The 19,200-nt window shown below is 65.4% G+C and carries 18 protein-coding genes; 8 read left to right on the forward strand and 10 right to left on the reverse strand.

Annotated elements, in window-relative coordinates:
• From nadC to ACVIYL_RS30845, 8 genes are all read right to left on the reverse strand, one after another.
• Window positions 1-852, reverse strand: coding sequence for a carboxylating nicotinate-nucleotide diphosphorylase (nadC, locus tag ACVIYL_RS30810; RefSeq protein ID WP_253608426.1), 852 nt, complete (start codon window positions 850-852; stop codon window positions 1-3).
• The gene (locus tag ACVIYL_RS30815) at window positions 849-2,399 is read right to left on the reverse strand and encodes an L-aspartate oxidase (RefSeq protein WP_253608427.1); all 1,551 of its coding nucleotides are present in this window, start codon (window positions 2,397-2,399) and stop codon (window positions 849-851) included. The genes nadC and ACVIYL_RS30815 overlap by 4 nt, the downstream gene beginning before the upstream one ends.
• The gene (nadA, locus tag ACVIYL_RS30820) at window positions 2,396-3,382 is read right to left on the reverse strand and encodes a quinolinate synthase NadA (RefSeq protein WP_253608428.1); all 987 of its coding nucleotides are present in this window, start codon (window positions 3,380-3,382) and stop codon (window positions 2,396-2,398) included. The genes ACVIYL_RS30815 and nadA overlap by 4 nt, the downstream gene beginning before the upstream one ends.
• 54 nt (window positions 3,383-3,436) lie before the next feature.
• Window positions 3,437-4,393: an NUDIX hydrolase gene (locus ACVIYL_RS30825; RefSeq protein WP_253608429.1), complete on the reverse strand. Its 957-nt coding sequence runs from the start codon at window positions 4,391-4,393 to the stop codon at window positions 3,437-3,439.
• A gap of 14 nt (window positions 4,394-4,407) precedes the next feature.
• Window positions 4,408-4,815 carry a hypothetical protein gene (locus tag ACVIYL_RS30830; RefSeq protein ID WP_018271884.1) on the reverse strand — a complete coding sequence of 136 codons (408 nt, stop codon included), beginning with the start codon at window positions 4,813-4,815 and terminating at the stop codon, window positions 4,408-4,410.
• Window positions 4,816-4,972: 157 nt separating this feature from the next.
• Window positions 4,973-6,253 (reverse strand): O-acetylhomoserine aminocarboxypropyltransferase, encoded by a 1,281-nt coding sequence (locus ACVIYL_RS30835; protein ID WP_038385449.1) that lies wholly within the window; start codon window positions 6,251-6,253, stop codon window positions 4,973-4,975.
• Between the two features lie 148 nt (window positions 6,254-6,401).
• On the reverse strand, window positions 6,402-6,986 hold the full coding sequence (locus ACVIYL_RS30840) for a CoA-binding protein (RefSeq protein ID WP_057020656.1): 585 nt from the start codon (window positions 6,984-6,986) through the stop codon (window positions 6,402-6,404).
• A gap of 106 nt (window positions 6,987-7,092) precedes the next feature.
• On the reverse strand, window positions 7,093-7,920 hold the full coding sequence (locus ACVIYL_RS30845) for an enoyl-CoA hydratase (RefSeq protein ID WP_253608430.1): 828 nt from the start codon (window positions 7,918-7,920) through the stop codon (window positions 7,093-7,095).
• Between the two features lie 70 nt (window positions 7,921-7,990).
• Here ACVIYL_RS30845 and ACVIYL_RS30850 point away from each other — a divergent pair, with 70 nt between their 5' ends.
• From ACVIYL_RS30850 to ACVIYL_RS30870, 5 genes are all read left to right on the forward strand, one after another.
• Window positions 7,991-8,419: a PaaI family thioesterase gene (locus tag ACVIYL_RS30850; protein ID WP_028340177.1), complete on the forward strand. Its 429-nt coding sequence runs from the start codon at window positions 7,991-7,993 to the stop codon at window positions 8,417-8,419.
• A gap of 152 nt (window positions 8,420-8,571) precedes the next feature.
• Window positions 8,572-9,036, forward strand: a complete 465-nt coding sequence (gene rplM, locus ACVIYL_RS30855; protein ID WP_016840522.1) for a 50S ribosomal protein L13 — start codon at window positions 8,572-8,574, stop codon at window positions 9,034-9,036.
• Complete coding sequence (rpsI, locus tag ACVIYL_RS30860; protein WP_028333930.1) at window positions 9,036-9,512, forward strand: 30S ribosomal protein S9; 477 nt, start codon at window positions 9,036-9,038, stop codon at window positions 9,510-9,512. The genes rplM and rpsI overlap by 1 nt, the downstream gene beginning before the upstream one ends.
• A gap of 249 nt (window positions 9,513-9,761) precedes the next feature.
• Window positions 9,762-10,979, forward strand: a complete 1,218-nt coding sequence (locus ACVIYL_RS30865) for a GGDEF domain-containing protein (protein ID WP_057020653.1) — start codon at window positions 9,762-9,764, stop codon at window positions 10,977-10,979.
• A gap of 44 nt (window positions 10,980-11,023) precedes the next feature.
• Window positions 11,024-11,260, forward strand: coding sequence for a hypothetical protein (locus ACVIYL_RS30870; RefSeq protein ID WP_028333932.1), 237 nt, complete (start codon window positions 11,024-11,026; stop codon window positions 11,258-11,260).
• Between the two features lie 7 nt (window positions 11,261-11,267).
• On the opposite strand, the gene ACVIYL_RS30875 is transcribed toward ACVIYL_RS30870, so the two are convergent.
• Window positions 11,268-12,404: an AI-2E family transporter gene (locus tag ACVIYL_RS30875; protein ID WP_253608431.1), complete on the reverse strand. Its 1,137-nt coding sequence runs from the start codon at window positions 12,402-12,404 to the stop codon at window positions 11,268-11,270.
• A gap of 278 nt (window positions 12,405-12,682) precedes the next feature.
• On the opposite strand from ACVIYL_RS30875, the gene ACVIYL_RS30880 reads away from it, so the two are divergent.
• Complete coding sequence (locus tag ACVIYL_RS30880) at window positions 12,683-13,453, forward strand: gamma-glutamyl-gamma-aminobutyrate hydrolase family protein (protein ID WP_021079122.1); 771 nt, start codon at window positions 12,683-12,685, stop codon at window positions 13,451-13,453.
• Window positions 13,454-14,029: 576 nt separating this feature from the next.
• Here ACVIYL_RS30880 and ACVIYL_RS30885 read toward each other — a convergent pair.
• The gene (locus tag ACVIYL_RS30885) at window positions 14,030-14,839 is read right to left on the reverse strand and encodes a hypothetical protein (protein WP_229192711.1); all 810 of its coding nucleotides are present in this window, start codon (window positions 14,837-14,839) and stop codon (window positions 14,030-14,032) included.
• Window positions 14,840-15,569: 730 nt separating this feature from the next.
• Between ACVIYL_RS30885 and ACVIYL_RS30890 the strand changes: the two genes are divergently transcribed.
• Together ACVIYL_RS30890 and ACVIYL_RS30895 are read left to right on the forward strand one after the other, a co-directional pair.
• A complete protein-coding gene (locus tag ACVIYL_RS30890) occupies window positions 15,570-17,873 on the forward strand; it encodes a PAS domain S-box protein (protein WP_253608432.1) in 2,304 nt (767 codons plus the stop codon).
• A 181-nt stretch (window positions 17,874-18,054) separates the two neighbouring features.
• Complete coding sequence (locus ACVIYL_RS30895; protein WP_253608433.1) at window positions 18,055-19,122, forward strand: ABC transporter substrate-binding protein; 1,068 nt, start codon at window positions 18,055-18,057, stop codon at window positions 19,120-19,122.
• The last annotated feature ends 78 nt before the right edge of the window (window positions 19,123-19,200 follow it).

A 19,200-nucleotide genomic window follows, 5' to 3' on the forward strand; every position in this document is an offset into this window, starting at 1 on the left:
TCAGGACAGGTAGTCGAGCCCGATATCGAGCGCGGCCGAGCTGTGGGTCACCCAGCCGACCGAGATCAGATCGACGCCGGTTGTGGCAATCGCTGCGGCCGTCGCCGCGGTGATGCGGCCGGAGGCTTCGGTGATCGCCTTGCCGCGCGCCATGTCGACCGCCTGGCTGAGCTGCTCGGTCGTCATGTTGTCGAGCAGCACCGCGTCGACGCCGAGCGTCAGCGCCTCCTCGAGCTGCGACAGCGTGTCGACCTCGACCTCGATCTTGACGAGATGGCCGGCATTGGCCTTGGCGCGCTCGATCGCGGTGCGGATGCCGCCGGCGAGCGCGATGTGGTTGTCCTTGATCAGCACCGCGTCATCCAGCCCGAAGCGATGATTGCCGCCGCCGCCGGCGCGCACCGCATATTTCTCCAGCGCACGCAGTCCCGGCGTGGTCTTGCGGGTGCAGACGATCTGCCCGCGGGTGCCCGCCACGGCCTTGACCAGCGTAGCCGTTGCGGTGGCGACACCGCTCAGATGGCAGAGGAAGTTGAGCGCGGTCCGCTCGGCGGTGAGCAGGCTGCGGGCCGGGCCGTCGATGATCGCGATGACCTGGTCGGGTTCGACCGCGCTGCCGTCGGGCCGTTCGGCGCGCAGCGTGATGGCCGGCGACACCGTCTGGAAGGCTGACCGCGCGACATCGAGCCCGGCGATCACGCCGGGCTGCCGCGCCCGCATCACCAGCCGCGCCTGCTGGCCGGCCAGCACGATGGCGTCTGCGGTGATATCGCCGGCGCGGCCGAGATCCTCGCGCAAGGCGGTCTGCACGATCGGCTCATAGATCAGCGGCAACAGGGGGGTGAGGGTCATGACAGGGCACTCCTGGCAAATGGCGTGGATTCGACGATGTCGCGCGCGGCGGCGAGTGCATCGGCGCGGGTAAGGGACGACGTAACGGCCGACGCAGCAATGTGCGGGAAATCGGTGCGGAAGTGGCCGCCGCGGCTTTCCTCACGCCGGATGGCGGCAACCGCGACCATCAATCCGACCAATGCTGCGTCGGACGCCGCACTGTGACCGCATGCGAGTGGATAGAGACTGCGGATCGCGCGGGCGATCCCGTCGCGATCGCGCAGGACGCCGAGTCCCTGGGTGAGGATCGGTCGCACGGCGGAGGGATCGGAAGCCTGTGGCATCGCATCGTCGCGCAGCATGGCGCGCGGGCCCGCACTTACGCTTTCGATGCTCTCCGCGACCCAGCGCGCGCAGACGATCGCTTCCATCAGCGAGTTGCTGGCGAGGCGGTTGGCGCCGTGCAACCCGGTGCGCGCGGCCTCGCCGCAGGCCCACAGGCCCTGCACCGTGCTGCGGCCATAGCCATCAACCGCGATGCCGCCCATATGGTAGTGAACCGCCGGCCGGATCGGGATCGGATCATGGGCGGGGTCGATGCCGGCCATCTTGCAGAACGCGCTGATCACGGGATAGCGCTGCGCAAACTCCGCGCCCGGATGTTGGCGCGCGTCGAGGAAGGTGCGATGCCCCGCGGCGCGGTGGTGCCACACGGCGCGCGCCACGATGTCGCGTGGCGCAAGCTCGGCGCCGGACTGATCGGCCATGAAGCGCTCGCCGGTCTCGTCGATCAAGACCGCGCCGTCGCCGCGGATCGCCTCGGTCAGCAGCGGCATCGGGCGCGACGGCCCGTCGAACGCGGTCGGATGAAACTGCACGAACTCGATGTCCGACAGTTTTGCACCGGCATGTGCGGCAAGCGCGAGCCCCTGGCCGAAACATCCGCCGGGATTGGTGCTGTCGGCGAACAGCCCGCCGATGCCGCCGGTTGCGATCACCACGCGATTGGTCGTGATCGTCAGCGCGCCACGGTCGCTCGCTGCAAGCACGCCCCTGACTGCATTGTCCTCGACGATCAGCCGGCGCGCCTCGACGCCTTCCAGCAGTGTGATCGACGGCGTCTGGCGGACCGCCGCGATCAGCGCGCGCATGATCTCCCGGCCGGTGCCGTCGCCGGTGGCGTGCACGATGCGGTTGCGGCGGTGTGCGGCCTCGAGCCCGAGGCGCCAGCTGCCGTCGGCGTGCCGGTCGAAGGCGACGCCGAGTCTCGCCAGCTGCTCGACGGCGGCGGGCGCGGCGTGGACGATCCGACTCGCCGCGGCCGCGTCGCAAAGGCCGGCGCCGGCCGCGAGCGTATCGGCGAGATGCAGGGCAGGGCTGTCGTCGGCGCCGACCGGTGCGGCAAGGCCGCCCTGTGCCCACATGCTGGAAGCTTCCGCGCCGAGCGGCGACTTCGGCAGCAGCACGACCGGCTCGGGTGCGAGCTGAAGCGCGGTCATCAGCCCGGCGGCACCGCCGCCGATGATCACCGGCCGGCCGTTGAGATCGGAGATATCGGTGCTCATATCGCCAGCATCCTTTCGACGCTCTTGCGCGCGCGATCGGCGATCGCGGGGTCGATGGTGACCTCGTGCTGGTTGGTCTCCAGCGCGTGACGGACGTTCTTCAGCGTGATCCGCTTCATGTGCGGACAGAGATTGCAGGGGCGGATGAAGTCGACACCGGGATTTAGCGCAGCGATGTTGTCGCTCATCGAGCATTCCGTCAGCAGCACGACGCGCGGCGGACGTTTGGTCTCGACAAACGACTGCATCGCAGCCGTCGAGCCGGCAAAGTCCGCTTCGGCGACCACCTCGGGCGGGCATTCCGGATGCGCCAGGATGGTGACATCGGGATGATCCTCGCGCAGCTGGCGCACGTCATCGGCGGTGAACAGCTCGTGCACCTCGCAGTGGCCCTTCCAGGCGATGATCTTCTTGCTGGTTTGCTTGGCGATGTTCTGCGCCAGATATTCATCAGGGAGCATGATGACGCGCTCGGCGTCGAGCGATTCAACCACCTTCAGCGCATTGCCCGACGTGCAGCAGATGTCGGACTCGGCCTTCACCGCGGTCGAGGTGTTGACATAGGCGACGACCGGTGCGTCCGGGTAGCGCGCGCGCATCAGCCGCACGTCCTCCGCCGTGATCGAATCCGCCAGCGAGCAGCCGGCCTTGAGGTCGGGGATCAGCACGGTCTTGGCCGGATTGAGCAGCTTCGCGGTCTCGGCCATGAAATGCACGCCCGCGAGCACGATGACATCGGCATCGACCTTGGTTGCTTCGCGCGCGAGCAACAGGCTGTCGCCGACGATATCGGCGACGCCGTGGAAGATCTCCGGCGTCTGGTAATTATGCGCCAGCACCACCGCGTTGCGGCGGCGTTTCAGCGCGAGGATCGCATCGACGTCCTCGGCGAATGTGGCCCATTCGAACGGCGGGATGACGCGCTTGACGCGCTCATAGAGCGGCGCGGTGCGGGTGAGCAGATCGGTATCGAGTGCAACCATTTATACTCTCCGTGAGCATAAGATGGCTTATACTTATCCTGAGCATAAGGCGTGTCAAGTGCGCGAAAGCGGGAGCTTGGTGCCGGCGATGGCCCGTTCGGCCAGCACGGCATGGCGGAAGCGGAATAGCTTGGCCGGCCGGCCGACGGTATCGGCGGCCATTGCGCCAGTCTCTTCAACGAGTTCCTGCTGCTCGATCAGCCGGCGGAAGTTCTGCTTGTGGACCAGCCGGCCTGCGAGCGCCTCAACACTGCGTTGCAGTTGCAGCAGGGTGAACTCGGCCGGCATCAGCTCGAATACCACCGGACGGTATTTGATCTTGGCGCGCAGCCGCGCGATCCCGGTCGCGAGAATGCGGCGATGATCCGCCGTCATCGGCTTGCCCGGCACGATCGGCGCCTCGCGGCCATGCCCGCGGCCGGCTTCCGGGATCAGCGCGGCCTCGTAGAGCAGCTCATAGCGCTGCAGCACCAGCTCTTCGTTCCAGTCGCGATCATCGAGACCGAAGGTGATGGCGCAACGTTGCCAGCGCTCGCGCTGCAGCGTCGGTGACGGCGCCGCCTTCGCCCACGTTTTGAGCTTCGGCGCGATCGTCTTGGCCAGGAAGGCCGGCGCGCCGGCGCGATGATCCTCCCAGGGGAAGTAGTCGTACCAGCCGGACCAGTGCGCCTCAAAGCCTTCGCCGACACGATCCTCGCGGGTCAGGCCGAGATAGCTGATCGAGACGCTGTGCGGCCCCTTGGTGTCTCCGGAGCGGCCGCGGTCGGCAAAGGTGTAGAGCTGCTCGACATAGCCGAGCGGGTGGCCGGTCTGCGCTTCGACCCAGGCCCGCAGCGCGGTCTGCAGCGAGCGATGGGTGAACTCGAACGGGCCGCTCGGCAGCGCGGAGCCGCCGGCGATGGTCATGATCTTCGGCGTGCCCTCGGTGACGGCGACCAGCACCGCGACGAGATCGGCGGTCACCGCATTCCCCGAAGCCGGTGTGCTGGATTTCTGCGGCGATCTGGCCACCCGATCGGTCCGCGCTAGCAGTAGCCGTAGACGCCACAGGCGTAGGGCAGGCGGTCCCAATAGGTCACATAGGCACCGCCGTAGTACGGGCCGAAATAGTTGTAGGAGTGCCAGTTGCCGTAATAGCCGGGCAGCGACGACGACCCCGGCAGCAGCGGTTCGCCGGGCACGAACGGGATATACGGCTCGGAATTGAGCGGGATCACCACGGGCTGCTCGACGACCACGAGCTGGCGTCCGCGCCGCACATAGGTCGGCGATGTGATCGTGGTGCGGTAGGCGTAATGCCGGTGCGGCAGGCCCGCCGGCAGCTGGCGCGCGGCCTTGACGGTCGCGCTCTTGGCGACGGCCGGGCCGTCGGCGGCGTCAGCAGGCGGGATCGCAAACAATGCGATCGCGAGCGGCAATGTCCAGCGCAGCATCAATGGTCTCCCGAATCATCCGGAGCCTATCACTGGCACTTTAAGCCGGATTGAACGTTAACGAGAGGCCCGTCGGTATTAAGCGTTAACGGGAGGTCGGTCGCTTTGGGCAAGTTGCCGGAGCGATACGGCGCACCGCTCCGGAACAATTGCGGGATCAGGCGCGCAGGGCCTGGTCGAGGTCGGCGATCAGGTCCTCCTTATCCTCGATGCCGATCGAAAGCCGCACCACCTCGGGCGCCGCGCCCGACCTCACCTTGGCGGCGTCGTCGAGCTGGCTGTGGGTGGTGGAGGCCGGATGGATCACCAGCGAGCGGGTGTCGCCGACATTGGCGAGATGCGAGAACAGCTGCAGGTTCGACACCAGATTGACGCCCGCGTCATAGCCGCCCTTCAGGCTGAAGGTGAACACCGCGCCGGCGCCCTTCGGCGAATATTTGCGCTGCAGGGCGTTGTACCTGTCGCCGGGCAGGCCGGCATAGTTCACCGCTGACACGGCGGGGTGGGTGGAGAGGAATTCCGCCACCGCCTTGGCGTTGTCGCAGTGCTTCTGCATGCGCAGCGGCAGCGTCTCGATGCCGGTCAGGATCATGAAGGCGTTGAACGGCGACAGCGCGGGGCCGAGGTCGCGCAGGCCGAGCACGCGGCAGGCGATCGCGAAGGCGAAGTTGCCGAAGGTCTCCTGGATCCGGATGCCGTGATATTCCGGGCGCGGCTCGCTCAGCATCGGGTATTTGTTGTCCTTCGACCAGTCGAAGGTGCCGGCATCGACAATGATGCCGCCGAGCGAGTTGCCGTGACCGCCGAGGAACTTGGTCAGCGAGTGCACGACGATGTCGGCGCCGTGGTCGATCGGCTTGATCAGATAGGGCGAGGCCAGCGTGTTGTCGACGATCAGCGGCACGCCGGCCTTGCGCGCAACGGCCGCGATCGCCTCGATATCGGTGATGCTGCCTGCCGGGTTGGCGATCGACTCGATGAAGATCGCCTTGGTGTGCGGCGTCACCGCGCGCTCGAAGCTTTCGATCTCATCGGGGTCGGCCCAGGCCACATTCCAGCCAAACGCCTTGAAGGCGTGGGTGAACTGGTTGATCGAGCCACCATAGAGCTTGCGTGCCGCGATGATCTCATCGCCGGGCTTCAACAGCTGCTGCAGCACGACGACCTGCGCCGCGTGACCGGAAGCGACGGCGAGCGCCGCGGTGCCGCCTTCGAGGGCTGCGACACGTTCCTCGAGCACGGCATTGGTCGGGTTGCCGATGCGGGTATAGATGTTGCCGAAAGCCTGCAGGCCGAACAGCGAGGCCGCGTGGTCGGCGTCGTTGAAGACGAATGACGTGGTCTGGTAGATCGGCGTCGCCCGTGCGCCGGTGGTGGGATCAGGCTGCGCGCCGGCGTGCACGGCGAGGGTGGAAAATCCCGGAAGGCGATCGGTCATTCTTTAGTATCCTGTTGTGGCCTGGTCGAAACGCGCGGCATGCTGATGGCGACGGCGCCCGCCGTCAAGCGAGTTGGGCGCATCGCCAGTTTTTGGAGGGGCATCCCGCGCTATACCGGATGATCGCAGCGATTATTCCGCCGCGATGTCAGGTCGTCTCGGTCTTGTTCTTTGCCGCGCGGTCGGACGCCGCGGTCTGTCCGCCGCCGAAGCTCGTGCGATTGAGCGACAGCCGCATGCCCTGCGTCGGGATCGGCGCGCGTTTGGAACTCAGCGTGCGCGAGTTGACGCCCATCCACGAGATCTCCGACGACAGCCGGCCATACTCGATCTTCGGGCAGCGGTTCATCACCACTTTGAGGCCCGCGGCTTCCGCCTTCTCGGCCGCGGCGTCGTCGCGTGCGCCAAGCTGCATCCAGATCACCTTCGGCGGCGTCGACAATTTCAGCGCCTCCTCGACCACGGGCATGATGTGGCTTGAATTGCGGAAGATGTCGATCATGTCGATCGGCCGATCGATGTCCGCAAGCGAGGCGACGAACGGCTTGCCCATCAGCGTCTTGCCGACATGGCCGGGGTTGACCGGGATCATGTCGTAGCCGCGCTGCGCCAGATATTTGAACGCGAAATAGCTCGGCCGCACATTGACCGGCGAGGCGCCGACCATCGCGATGGTCTTGACGTTGTTCAGAATGCTGCGGATGTAATTGTCGTCGTAGGCGTCGTGATTCATTTTTCTTCCGGGTTTGTCATTCCGGGGCTCGCGCAGCGAGAACCCGGAATCTCGAGATTCCGGGTCTGGTGCTAACGCACCATCCCGGAATGACGACCTCAGGTCGTCACTTGTCCTGCCACTTCGGATCGCGCTTCTCGATGAAGGCACCGATGCCTTCCTCGGCGTCGCGCGCCATCATGTTTTCGGTCATCACCTCGGCGGCGAAGCGATAGGCATCGGCGAGGCTCATCTCGGCCTGGCGATAGAACGCCTCCTTGCCGAGCTTGACGGTGTAGGCCGATTTCAGCGCGACCTTCTCGGCCAGCGCGATCGCAGCGTCGCGTTCGGTGCCCGCGGATACCACGCGGTTGACGAGGCCGATGCCCTGCGCCGTTGCCGCCGAGACCGGCTCTCCGGTCAGCAGCATCTCCATGGCCTGCTTGCGCGGCACGTTGCGCGACAGCGCCACCATCGGCGTCGAGCAGAACAGCCCGATGTCGACGCCCGGCGTTGCGAACGCCGCCGCTTCGGAGGCGACCGCGAGGTCGCAGCTTGCGACGAGCTGGCAGCCGGCTGCAGTGGCGATGCCCTGGACGGACGCCACCACCGGCTTCGGCAGGCGCACGATGGCCTGCATCATCGCGCTGCAGGCGTTCATGATTTGCGCGAAATAGGCGCGGCCGCGGTCGGCATCGCTGCGGCGCGCGGTAAGTTCCTTGAGGTCGTGGCCGGCGCAGAACGCCGGGCCGTTGGCGGCGAGCACGACGGCGCGGATGCGCTTGTCACCGCCGACATCGTTCAGGGCGGCGTGCAGCTCGGCGATCAGGCCCTCGGAGAGGCTGTTGCGCGCTCCGGGGCGATTGAGCGTCAGTAGCGCGATACTGCCGACGGTCTCGCGCAGCAGGATCGGCTGGTGTTGCGGCGCTTCGGCGCGGGCGGCTTGGGCGGACATGCTGAAATTCCACTTTGGTCTCTGTGACAACTTAATGTAACAGGCAGGCTGAAGCGAGGGCAGGGACGGCATGGCGACTGCGAAAATGAGCGTGGCTGACGTGGAGGAGTTCCTGCGGAGGGAATTCCCGCAGGCGTTCGTCCACGACGATGTCCGGATCGAAAGCGCCGACGGCGAGACGGCCCTGCTGCGCCAGCGCTTCAGCGAGCGCATGCTGCGGCCGGGCGGTACGGTGTCCGGGCCGACCCTGATGGGGCTGGCGGATTTCGCGATGTACGTGGTGCTGCTGTCGGCGATCGGGCCGGTTGGCCTTGCCGTGACCACCAACCTCAACATCAACTTCCTGCGCAAGGGTCAGCCGGGGCAGGACGTACTTGCGGTGGCGAGGCTGCTCAAGCTCGGCAAGCGGCTCGCGGTCGGCGAGGTCAACCTGCTGTCCGGCTCGTCTCCCGATCCCATCGCCCATGTCACGGCGACCTATTCCATTCCAAATCAATAGGCTTTTCTACGGTATTATTGCACCATAATTGCAAGCCATTGTTTTTTCTGATGTAATTTGAGCGCGTGGGCGTTGACGCGCGATCGCGGCTTCTCTAGAAAGCTGCCAGTTCGGCGCATACGGCGCCGATTTCTTTTTCACGGATTTCACACATGAGCACGTTCTCGGCCAAGCCCGCCGAAGTGACGAAGAAGTGGGTCGTGATCGACGCCAAGGGTCTGGTCGTCGGTCGCCTCGCCACGCTCGTCGCGATGCGCCTGCGCGGCAAACACCTGCCCACCTACACCCCGCATGTCGATTGCGGCGACAACGTCATCATCGTCAACGCCGCGCATGTGGTGCTGACCGGTCGCAAGCGCGACCAGAAGACCTACTACAAGCACACCGGCTTCATCGGTGGCATCAAGGAGCGCACCGCGAAGCAGATCCTCGAGGGTCGCTTCCCCGAGCGCGTCGTCGAGAAGGCGATCGAGCGCATGATCCCGCGCGGTCCGCTCGGCCGCATGCAGATGGGCAATCTGCGCGTCTATCCCGGTGCTGATCATCCGCATGAAGCGCAAAGCCCCGAGAAGGTCGATATCGCTTCCCTGAATCGCAAGAACACGAGGGCCGCATAATGTCCGATACGTTGCAGTCCCTCGACCAGCTCTCGCAGGTCAAGCCGGCCGCTCCCGACGCGCCGAAATACGTCAAGAAGGTCGACAAGTACAATCGCGCCTACGCCACCGGCAAGCGCAAGGACGCGGTCGCCCGCGTCTGGGTCAAGCCGGGCTCCGGCAAGATCTCGGTCAACACCCGCGAGTTCGAAGTCTACTTCGCCCGCCCGGTGCTGCGCATGATGATCCAGCAGCCGCTGGTCGCTGCCGCCCGTAACGGCCAGTACGACGTGATCTGCACCGTCGCCGGCGGCGGTCTCTCCGGCCAGGCCGGTGCTGTCCGCCACGGCATCTCGAAGGCGCTCACCAACTTCGAGCCCGAGCTGCGCGGCGTCCTCAAGAAGGGCGGCTTCCTGACCCGCGACAGCCGCTCGGTCGAGCGCAAGAAGTACGGCAAGGCGAAGGCCCGCAAGTCCTTCCAGTTCTCGAAGCGCTAATTCGAGTTCTAAAATTCGCGGCAATTGCCGCGGGCATCGAGTTGCAGAGGGCGCCGCGAGGCGCCCTTTTTGCTGCGTCCGACCGGCGATGCTTCGGCGCGAATTAGCGCAGTTTTTCATGAAAACTTGCGTGTGCGTGCAAACGAAATTGGAACTCGCACCTTCTAGCTTGCGGGCTCGCAATGGCGCTGCATCACCGTATTTATTTGCGCCTGCGAACGTTGCATCACACCGGGCTGGGGTGAGTTTATGTCGTTCGATCCATCGACACTTTATTTGTTCGCCACCATGGTCGCGGGCATGCTCGGCGCCATGCTGTGGTTGTTCGGTAGGCAGGAGAACATTTCCGCGCTGAAATGGTGGGGCACCGCCTATCTGCTCGGCGCGGCCTCGGTTGCGGTCTGGACGGTCGGCAGTTCGACGCTCGATCCGATGGTTCTGCTGGGCCTCAATGCGATCGGCTTCGCCGCCTGCGGCCTGGTCTGGAATGCCGCGCGCATTTTCCACGGCCGCAAGGCCAATTTGCTGGGCCTCGTGCTCGGCCCGATCGCATGGATCGGGGCGGTGACGACGGTTGAGGATCCCGCGATGCGCCTGACGATCGGCGCCGGGATCGTCGCGATCTACGCCGCGCTGACCGCATCAGAACTGTGGAGCGAGCGCCGCCGCGCGATGCAACGGCGCTGGCTTGCGATCGTCATCCCGGTCGCGCACGGTTGCGTCCTGATGCTGCCGATCCTGGTCGGCGACCTGCTGCGATTGAACGGCCAGAATTTCGTCTCCAGCTTTTGGGTCACGCTGTTTTCGATCGAACTCGTGCTGTACGCGATCGGCACGGTGTTCGTGATCTTCATGATGGTGTCGGACCGCGCGGTGGCCGTGCACAAGACGGCCGCGTCGATCGACCCCCTGAGCGGCATGCTCAACCGCCGCGGCTTCACCGAGGCCTGCGCGCGGGTGATCGAGCGCGAGTCCATTGCCGGCCGGCCGGTCACCGTGATGATCTTCGACATCGATCACTTCAAGTCGATCAACGACCGCTTCGGCCATCCCGCGGGTGACGAGATCCTGAAGCTGTTCTCCGCCGTCGTGGTCAACAGCCTCAGGATCAGCGATCTGTCGGGCCGGATCGGCGGCGAGGAATTCGCGGCGCTGCTGCCGTGCTCGCTGGAGGAAGGTGTGCTGGTCGCCGAGCGCGTGCGCGAAGCCTTCGAGAACAGCAACATCACCTGCGAGGAAGGCGCGGTCGACACCACGGTCAGCATCGGCGTCGCCGGTGGCCCCGCCGGCACCGAGCTCGAGGTGCTGCTGGCCTCGGCCGACACCGCGCTCTACCAGGCCAAGCGCGGCGGCCGCAACCGCGTCGAGGCGGCGGAGGAATTGCCGCTCTCGCTTGAGAACTGGCGGCGCAAGACTGCGGGCCTGCCGGCTTCGGCGCGGCAAAAGCCGGCAAGCGTCCGGGCATGAGTGCGGTAACGAGTGGTTAACCATTCGATCCCATGCTTTCGGGCATGGAGTCGATCCGCACCCGCAATCCTCAGTCAGCCCTGATGTCGCTCGAAGCCGACGCGGTTTCGGCGCGCAGCGGTTTCGCCTGCCTGTTCTCGGACTCCCATGAATACGAGACCGCGCTGATCGCTGAACGACGCGCGCAGGGGCGATACCAGCCGCCGAAGAGTCGCTGGCCGATGGTGATGCTGGCCGGCGTAATGCTGATGGTCGCGGGAACGGTGCTGCTGCTCTCCTGACGTGCGGTCACGCGGCCCGCTCCGGATCCTCGGTCTTGAAGTGATCGATCATCACCTTGGCGATCGCCATCAGCGGCAGCGCCAGCGCCAGCCCCCAGATGCCGAACACGACGCCGAGCAGGATCTGGAACGCGAACAGCGTGGCCGGCGGGATGTCGAGCGCCTGGCGCTGGATGATCGGCGTCAGCACGTAGCTTTCCAGCGCGTGCACGCCGAGGAACAGGATGAAGGCCGACAGCGCCGCGATCCATCCGGTCGCCAGACTCGCCAGCACCACGATCAGCCCGCCGAGGATCGCGCCGACGGTCGGAATGAAGGCGAGCAGGCCGGCCTGGATGCCGAGGATGAACGAGCTCGGAATGCCGATGATGGCAAGCCCGATCCAGGTGACGAGGAACACCGCCGTCATCGTGATGATCTGCGCGATCAGCCAGCGCTCCAGCGTCTCGCCGATGCGGTCGACGATGACGGTCGCCTGCGCGCGGTACTTCGCCGGCGCGATGAACAACAGCCCGGCGCGGTAGATGCTCGGCTGGGCCGCGAAGGCGAGCCCGAGAAACAGCACGATGAAGAAGTTGCCGACGACGCTGACTGTGCCGAGCAGCACCTTCAGCGTCTGGCTGATGATGGCGCCGCCGCTTGAGGCGAGCGCACCGGCGCCGGGGATGCCGTGGGACTGGGACGATGGGGGCGTCGTCGTTGTCGTCGTCACGGCGGTGCCTTCGCCCTTCGCCTCGCCCGCGGCATTGGTGAAATCGAGATAGCTGGTGTCGACCCCGTGCTGTTCGAGGAAGTCCTTGACGCTGCCGAGCTGTGATTTGATCGTGTTGCTCAGCACCGTGGCCTGCTGCGCGATCGTGGTGCCGCCGAGGAACACGATGCCGGACAGCAGCCCGGCCATCGCCAGGCAGACGATCGCAAGACGCAACGCGTGGGGCAGCTTGGTCAGCCGGCCGAGCAGGGTGGTCATGGCATTGAGGGCGACTCCGAGCAGCATGCCGGCGAACAGCAGGAACAGGGTCGCGGCAAAATGCCAGGCGAAGGTCAGCAGGGCAGCGAACAGCACCACGCCGATGCCGCCGACGGCGATCGCCCATGCCAAGTCGTTGCGGGCCTGCAGGCGATTGTCAGCCGAGTCTGTCACGGGTGATTCCCCCTTCGCGACGGTGTTTCGAGCAGTCTTTGGCGAAAACCGCGCCGGGATCAAGCTGGCGGGGCCATGCCGGTTCGCCGCTGACGCGCCGCGGCGCCCGGCGCGATCGGTGGGCATCTGGCCGGCTTTGGGTCCCGAGGGGTGCGAATCTGTGCAGGACTGCAAGCCCCCCTGTGCAGATATAGACAGTTGATCCAGCGGGAACTCGAAGGCATGATCGTCTCCGCAACGTCGCAAACTTAGAAGAATCATTGCGCGAGACTTCAATAATGAGACGGCCCGTGGTCGGCGTGATCGGAAACGCCCATCGCATCGAAAATCGTTTCACAGTCCAGATGGTCGGGGAGCGCAACCTTCGCGCGGTTGCCGAGGTGTCGGGCGCGGTGCCGCTGATGTTCGCCGGCAGCCCCGAAATCACCGAGGTCGGCGCCTTGCTCGACGTGGTCGATGGGGTGGTGCTGACCGGGGCCCGCGCCAATGTTCATCCGACCCGCTTCAATACCGAACCTTGCGCCGCCCACGAGCCCTACGACATCCACCGCGACGACGTTGCGCTGGCGCTGTCGGAAGCCTGCGTCGCGCGCGGTGTGCCGATCTTCGGCATCTGCCGCGGCCTGCAGGAGATGAACGTCGCCTTCGGCGGCTCGCTGCATCCGGAGATCCGCGAGATTCCGGGCCGCATGAACCACCGGATGCCGCGGCTGGAGAACGGCGAGATCCATCCTGACCCGACCGTTGTGTTCGCCGACCGTCATGACGTCGCGCTGACGCCGGGCGGCGCGTTCGCAAAAATCCTCGGCCGGGAGACCATTCGAGTCAATTCGCTGCACGGCCAGGGCATCCTCGAGCCCGGCAAGCGCGTCGTGATCGAGGGCATCGCCGAGGACGGCACCATCGAGGCGATCCGCATCGCCGATGCGCCGGGTTTTGCGCTGGGTGTGCAGTGGCACGCCGAATACGATCCGCAGCGCAATCCGATCAACCGCGCGCTGTTCGAAGCCTTCGGCGACGCGCTGCGCGAACGGCGGCGGGCGGCGTAGGACGGTTTCACCGCCTCCGTCCCTGTCCGTTAATCACGACGACGACGACGCGCTGTCGTCTTGCGAAAGCAAGGGACCCATGCTCCGCAGCGGTTGTTGTGGAGGGGCTCGTCATTGCAGCACTGCTCAACAATGACCATCGGTGGTTGGGTCCCTGCTTTCGCAGGGACGACACCGAATGTGTGGCGTCGTCTGTCCGTCGGGTCGGTTTGTGGCACCTCGGTTCGGGAAGCAATGAAAGACGTGGAGCTTTCCTTTGCCAATCCATGCGAGCCGAGCGGCAGGCGAGTGGATCGTCCACTCAGGGCGTCACGAACGCAAAGTGTGTTGTCCCCGCAACGTCACAAGAGTTCCGTTGAGCATCGTACCTGTTGGGGCTTCACTGTGTGGCAAATTCCCAGTCTAATAACGGCGGACCTGAGGCAAAGATTTTACCACCAAGACGTTCATTTAAGATCAGGTTCAAGAGGCCGCTGACCAGCGCCAGCGGCCTCTTCGTGTTGCTTCATTGATCGCAAAGTGCAGGTATCGGCCGTTGCCGCGTCGACGGCACGCAGGAAGCAGCACGTCACGGCATTAGCGCACTGACCATGGCCATGCCGGCGGTTGCGGTTTGCTGGTGGCGTGCGGCCGCGTCGGGGTTGGCGCCGGTTTGCGCGCCTGGGCAACATCGGTCGACGGCCGCGGACGCGGCAGTGGTATTTCCGGGGCTACCGTTGGCTGTTCGGGGCTTACCTTTGGCTGTTCGGGGCTCACCTTCGGCTCTGCGGCGTTGGCAATGACACCGGCCAGCTGGTCCTGGCTTGCGTTGAGCCGCTCGGTGACCGTCTCGCTTTCGCGAGCCATCTGATCCTGGGTCGCCTTGATCTGGTCGATGATATCTTTGCTGCGTGCCATTTCTGCTTGGCTCGCCTCGAGTTGGCTTGCGACATTTTTATGGTCGCGGACCAATTGTTCTTGCCTCACCTCAAGCTGTTCGACCGCTTGCCTCAAGGCAGCGAGATCGCGCGCCATCGGTTGAAGCTGCTGCGCCAAGTCGGAAGAAAGTGCGGCGGCAGTCGGCGCAACGTCTTTCGGCGCGGCGTCCTTCGGCGGGGTTTGCGCAGGAGGTGAGGAGTGGCCAGGGGAGGCCACCATCGCCGTATCGCTGGGTGACGACCACCACCAAGCAGCGCCACCAATGCATGCTGCCAGCACGGAACCGACAATGGCCAGGTGGCGCCAATCCGCCAATCGATGAACCGCTTCTAGCGGCGCGTGAAACGCTTTCTTGCCGGTCGGCGGGCCGGAAGGGCTGACTCCTGCTTCGCGCGCGAGGTTCGAAAGCTGCTCTTCCAAGCTCACGAGCCGCCCTTCCGCGACCCTGTCATTCAGCATGGAATCCATTTTGTGCTCCGTAGCAAATGCAAGGTCACCCGCCTTGAGAGCAGATCCGCTCTTCGGCGCGCTAACATTCAACGGGACCCAGATCGGTATTTGCAGCTTAAGCCTACGAGGGATGAGGATGCGGCCTGCACGTCACATCGTCTCTCTTTTTGTAAGCTCATCCTTCCTGAACTGTCCCGACGATTTTGGCCGAGATATTGTTCGTCCGCAATCGGGAACACCGCTTGCCACGGGGCGCTCGAGCTCGTGGATCGAGGTCCTGTTCGGCCGCCTCACGATGCGTCTCGCAGCCGAGGCACGTTACTTCGAGGTGTCGTAAGTCGGCGTTGAGAGCGTCGCCAAGCGCCGGCGAGGGCTGGGCTGGACCCTGAAACGCGGGAGTGTTCCATGTTTGGCGAGCGACCATGTCGGCATCCCGCCTGGCGCGTTCGGCCGACGGCTGACCACGGCGCCAAACATGTACTCCGGGGCCCTCCTGCAAATTCTCGGTATATTGAGTTGTGCTGCCGGCGAGATGTACCGCTGGTCGACAGGTCGCAGCTATACTTCCGGTATTGCGCGTGCGCCGGAATCGGCCTCCCTCCGTACTAATACGGATACGAAAGTGGCGGATTGCGGCGCCGGACTCGGCTAAGCAACAGGGATATTTGCTCCGGCGCCGACGCCCCTTTCCGAATACTGCTTTTCCTTTTCCATTTTCGGGTGCAGCCGACACGAGGGGTTGGTCGGGATGAATTTGTCGGGCCGTCTGGCGATGGGGATGTTGTTTCCCGTCGCCGCGCTCCTGCTCGCGCTGGGCTTCATCCATGGCGTGACCTGGCCGGGCGTTCTGCTCGCGGGTGGCGCGGTTGCGGTGGTATTGATGACGGCTGAGGTGATTGCGAGATCGCTGTCCAGGACGCCCGCCCAGCTGGTGCGGGCGGCGGAGGCGCTGTCGCGCGGCCAGCAGGTCTCGCTCGGCTCAAGCGATGACGGCGAGACCGCTCAGCTCGCGGCGACGCTTGCCGAATTGTCGGCGCAGCTGGGCAGCAGGCAGCACCTGCTGGAGAAGACCGTCGAGAGCATCCGCGATCCGGTGGTGGTCGCCGACGAGCACGGGATGATCGTGATCGTCAACGCCGCGGCGCGACGGCTGTACAGTGTCGAACCCGGTTTTGATACCCTGACCGGCGTTCGCACCTTCCAGAACTATTATGCCGACGGCACCACCGTGATGCCGATCCCGGACACGCCGATGGCGCGTGCGCTGCGCGGCGATGACGTCGACGATTTCGAGCTGATCGTCAAACCGCAACCGCCGCAACCGGCCGTCTTCCTTGTCGTCAACGCGCGGCCGCTGCGCGACGATACCGGCAATCTGCGGGGCGCGGTCGCCGTACTGCATGACGTCACCGCGCAGCGGCGGGCACACCAGGCGCTGGTCGAAAGCGAGCAGATGGCGCAGGCCATCGTCAGGACCGCGCTCGACGCCTTCGTCCAGACCGACCAGGACGGCGTCATTCTCGACTGGAGCCCGCAGGCCGAGGCGCTGACCGGCTGGACGCGCTCCGAGGCGGTCGGTTATCGGGTGGTCGAACTGGTGTTTCCGGAGGAGCTGCGCCTCGCGCACCGGCAGCGGATCACCCGCTTCCTGCAGGAGACCGCGGCCGGCGGCATGGGCATGCGCTTTGAAACGGCGTGCCTGCACCGCGACGGTCACCGGTTCTATGTCGAGGTGTCCCTCAACGCGCTGCGCCGCGGTGACGGCTGGATCATCAATTCCTTTGTCAGGGACGTCAGCCAGCGCCGGATCGCCGAGGAGCAGTTGATCCAGGCCCAGAAGTCGGAATCGCTGGGGCGGCTGACCGGCGGCATCGCGCACGACTTCAACAACATGCTGACCGTGATCACCGGCACGATCGAGATCCTTGCCGACGGCGTCAAGGACAACCCGCAACTCGCCGCGATCGCCAAGCTGATCAGCGATGCCGCCGATCGCGGCGCGCAGCTCACCTCGAGCCTCCTGGCATTCGCGCGCAAGCAACCGCTGCAGCCCGGCGAGACCGACGTCAACGACCTGGTCGGCGAGGTGGTCCGGCTGCTGTCGCAGACGCTCGGCTCGCAGACCGAGATCAGGACGGAGCTCGGCCGCAACGCCTGGCTCGCCTTCGTCGACCGCAGCCAGCTTGGTGCCGCGCTGGTCAATCTCGCCATCAATGCGCGCGATGCCATGCCCGACGGCGGCATGCTGAGCTTTGCGACCCGCAACATCCAGCTCGGGATTCCCGACGCCGTGGCGTGCGGCGTCGAGCGCGCCGGCGATCATCTCGTGATCGAGGTGACCGATACCGGCACCGGCATTTCGCCGACGCATCTAGAGAAGATCTTCGATCCGTTCTTTTCCACCAAGGAGGTCGGGCAGGGCGCCGGGCTTGGGCTCAGCATGGTGTTCGGCTTCGTCAAGCAAAGCGGCGGCGGTATCGAGGTCAAGAGCGAGCAGGGGCGCGGCACCATCTTCAGGATCTATCTGCCGAAGGCCGACGGCACCGCACAGCGCGCGGCGGAGGAGGACGATCTGCCCGTCAGGGGCGGCGACGAGACGATCCTGTGCGTCGAGGACGATCCTACGATCCGGGACTATGTCACGGGCCAGCTCGAAAGCCTCGGCTACCACGTTCTGGTTGCGGCGAACGCGGACGCCGCGCTCGAGATCGTCAAACGCGGCACCGCGTTCGACCTTCTGTTCACCGATATCGTGATGCCCGGCAGCATGAACGGCCGGCAATTGGCGGAGACGCTGATGGCCGGGCGCCCGGCACTGCGGGTGCTGTTCACCTCGGGCTACAGTGACGGCGTGCTGCCCGCGCAGCAGGGGCGTGGCGGCCACGGCATTCCGCTGCTGACCAAGCCCTATCGGCGCGGCGAGCTGGCGCGGATGCTGCGGCGCTGCCTTGATCTTCAGGTCGACTTTCAGGGCGATCCGGTTCCGCAGCCTTATTCCGTGCAGCCCGATCTCGAACGCTTCCTGCGCGAGAATCCGCCCGCGAAGACGTAGCCGCGGCGTGACCTGGATGCCAACGGGTCCGCAAGCGCGGCCCGATGATAAACTGCGCGAAACCCATCATCCCTGATGCGGCCGCTATTTGATGGGTTTCGCTTCGCTCTACCCATCCTACGCGCTAAGCTCCCGCGACAAAGGCGCGGCCGGTCAACGGCCCGATTTCAGGGAGTATGGAATGCAGGACCGCAAATGGTCGAGGCGCGACTGGCTCAAGGTGACGGCGGCCACCGCCGCCGGCATGGTATTCGCGGAGCCGCTGCACGCGGCGGCGCCGCCGGCGGAAGCCGTGACGCCGGAGCTGATCGCAGCCGCCAAGAAGGAAGGCAAGATCTCGTTCTACAGCGCGCTGGAGCTGAACACGGCCGAGCGTCTCGCGCGTGACTTCGAGCAGAAATATCCCGGGATCAGCGTCCGCGTCGAGCGCTCGGGCGCGGAGCGTATCTTCCAGCGCATCGCACAGGAGCAGGGCAGCGGCATCAACGCCGTCGACGTCGCCAATTCCACAGATCCCGCGCATTACCTCGACTGGAAGAAGAACGACTGGCTCGCGGCCTATGTGCCGGAGGACGTCGCCAGGCATTTTCCGGCCGACCAGATCGATCCCGACGGCACCTCGGCGACATCCTGCGCCTGGTTCGAGGTAATCGGCTACAACACCGAACAGGTGAAGCGCGAGGAGGCGCCGAAGAGCTACGCCGACCTGCTCGATCCCAAGTGGCGCGGCAAGATCGTCAAGGGCCACCCGAGCTATTCCGGCGCGATCATGACCGCGACCTTCGTGCTGGCGCGCGACCTCGGCTGGCCGTATTTGGAGAAGCTTTCGCAACAGCGCGTGATGCAGGTGCAGTCGGCGGCCGATCCGCCGAAGAAGATCCTGCTCGGCGAGCGTGCGGTGATGGCCGACGGCAACGACTATAACCTCGTGCTGGCCAAGGATCAGGGCAAGCCGGTCGAGGTGGTCTATCCCGCCGAGGGCGCGCCGCTGATCATCGTCCCGAGCGGCATCTTCAAGAACGCGCCGAACCCGAATGCGGCGCGGCTGTTCCAGAGCTATTTTTTCAGCGCCGAGACCCAGCAGATGTTGGCTGACGAATTCGCGCACCGCTCGTTCCACGCCAAGGTGAAGGAGAAGGCCGGTCACGTGCCGCTCGACAAACTGAAAATGCTCAAGGCCGATCCGGCCCAGGTGCAGGTGCAGTCGGAGGAGATCAAGGCGAGGTACGCGAAGCTGTTCCGGGTGTAGGTCAAGCTCCGTAGGATGGGTAGAGCGAAGCGAAACCCATCGCTTGTGCAGGGGGCGAGATGATGGGTTTCGCTGCGC

Source organism: Bradyrhizobium sp. USDA 3315 (genome assembly GCF_054056795.1).

Excerpts from the sequence above, each read along its gene's own strand:
- ACVIYL_RS30815 (WP_253608427.1), bottom strand. The coding sequence starts at position 2,399 with ATGAGCACCGATATCTCCGATCTCAACGGCCGGCCGGTGATCATCGGC.
- rplM (WP_016840522.1), top strand. The coding sequence starts at position 8,572 with ATGAGCACGTTCTCGGCCAAGCCCGCCGAAGTGACGAAGAAGTGGGTC.
- ACVIYL_RS30835 (WP_038385449.1), bottom strand. The coding sequence starts at position 6,253 with ATGACCGATCGCCTTCCGGGATTTTCCACCCTCGCCGTGCACGCCGGC.
- rpsI (WP_028333930.1), top strand. The coding sequence starts at position 9,036 with ATGTCCGATACGTTGCAGTCCCTCGACCAGCTCTCGCAGGTCAAGCCG.
- ACVIYL_RS30890 (WP_253608432.1), top strand. The coding sequence starts at position 15,570 with ATGAATTTGTCGGGCCGTCTGGCGATGGGGATGTTGTTTCCCGTCGCC.
- ACVIYL_RS30840 (WP_057020656.1), bottom strand. The coding sequence starts at position 6,986 with ATGAATCACGACGCCTACGACGACAATTACATCCGCAGCATTCTGAAC.
- ACVIYL_RS30885 (WP_229192711.1), bottom strand. The coding sequence starts at position 14,839 with ATGGATTCCATGCTGAATGACAGGGTCGCGGAAGGGCGGCTCGTGAGC.
- ACVIYL_RS30895 (WP_253608433.1), top strand. The coding sequence starts at position 18,055 with ATGCAGGACCGCAAATGGTCGAGGCGCGACTGGCTCAAGGTGACGGCG.
- ACVIYL_RS30870 (WP_028333932.1), top strand. The coding sequence starts at position 11,024 with ATGGAGTCGATCCGCACCCGCAATCCTCAGTCAGCCCTGATGTCGCTC.
- ACVIYL_RS30845 (WP_253608430.1), bottom strand. The coding sequence starts at position 7,920 with ATGTCCGCCCAAGCCGCCCGCGCCGAAGCGCCGCAACACCAGCCGATC.
- ACVIYL_RS30850 (WP_028340177.1), top strand. The coding sequence starts at position 7,991 with ATGGCGACTGCGAAAATGAGCGTGGCTGACGTGGAGGAGTTCCTGCGG.
- ACVIYL_RS30865 (WP_057020653.1), top strand. The coding sequence starts at position 9,762 with ATGTCGTTCGATCCATCGACACTTTATTTGTTCGCCACCATGGTCGCG.
- ACVIYL_RS30830 (WP_018271884.1), bottom strand. The coding sequence starts at position 4,815 with ATGCTGCGCTGGACATTGCCGCTCGCGATCGCATTGTTTGCGATCCCG.
- nadA (WP_253608428.1), bottom strand. The coding sequence starts at position 3,382 with ATGGTTGCACTCGATACCGATCTGCTCACCCGCACCGCGCCGCTCTAT.
- ACVIYL_RS30880 (WP_021079122.1), top strand. The coding sequence starts at position 12,683 with ATGAGACGGCCCGTGGTCGGCGTGATCGGAAACGCCCATCGCATCGAA.
- nadC (WP_253608426.1), bottom strand. The coding sequence starts at position 852 with ATGACCCTCACCCCCCTGTTGCCGCTGATCTATGAGCCGATCGTGCAG.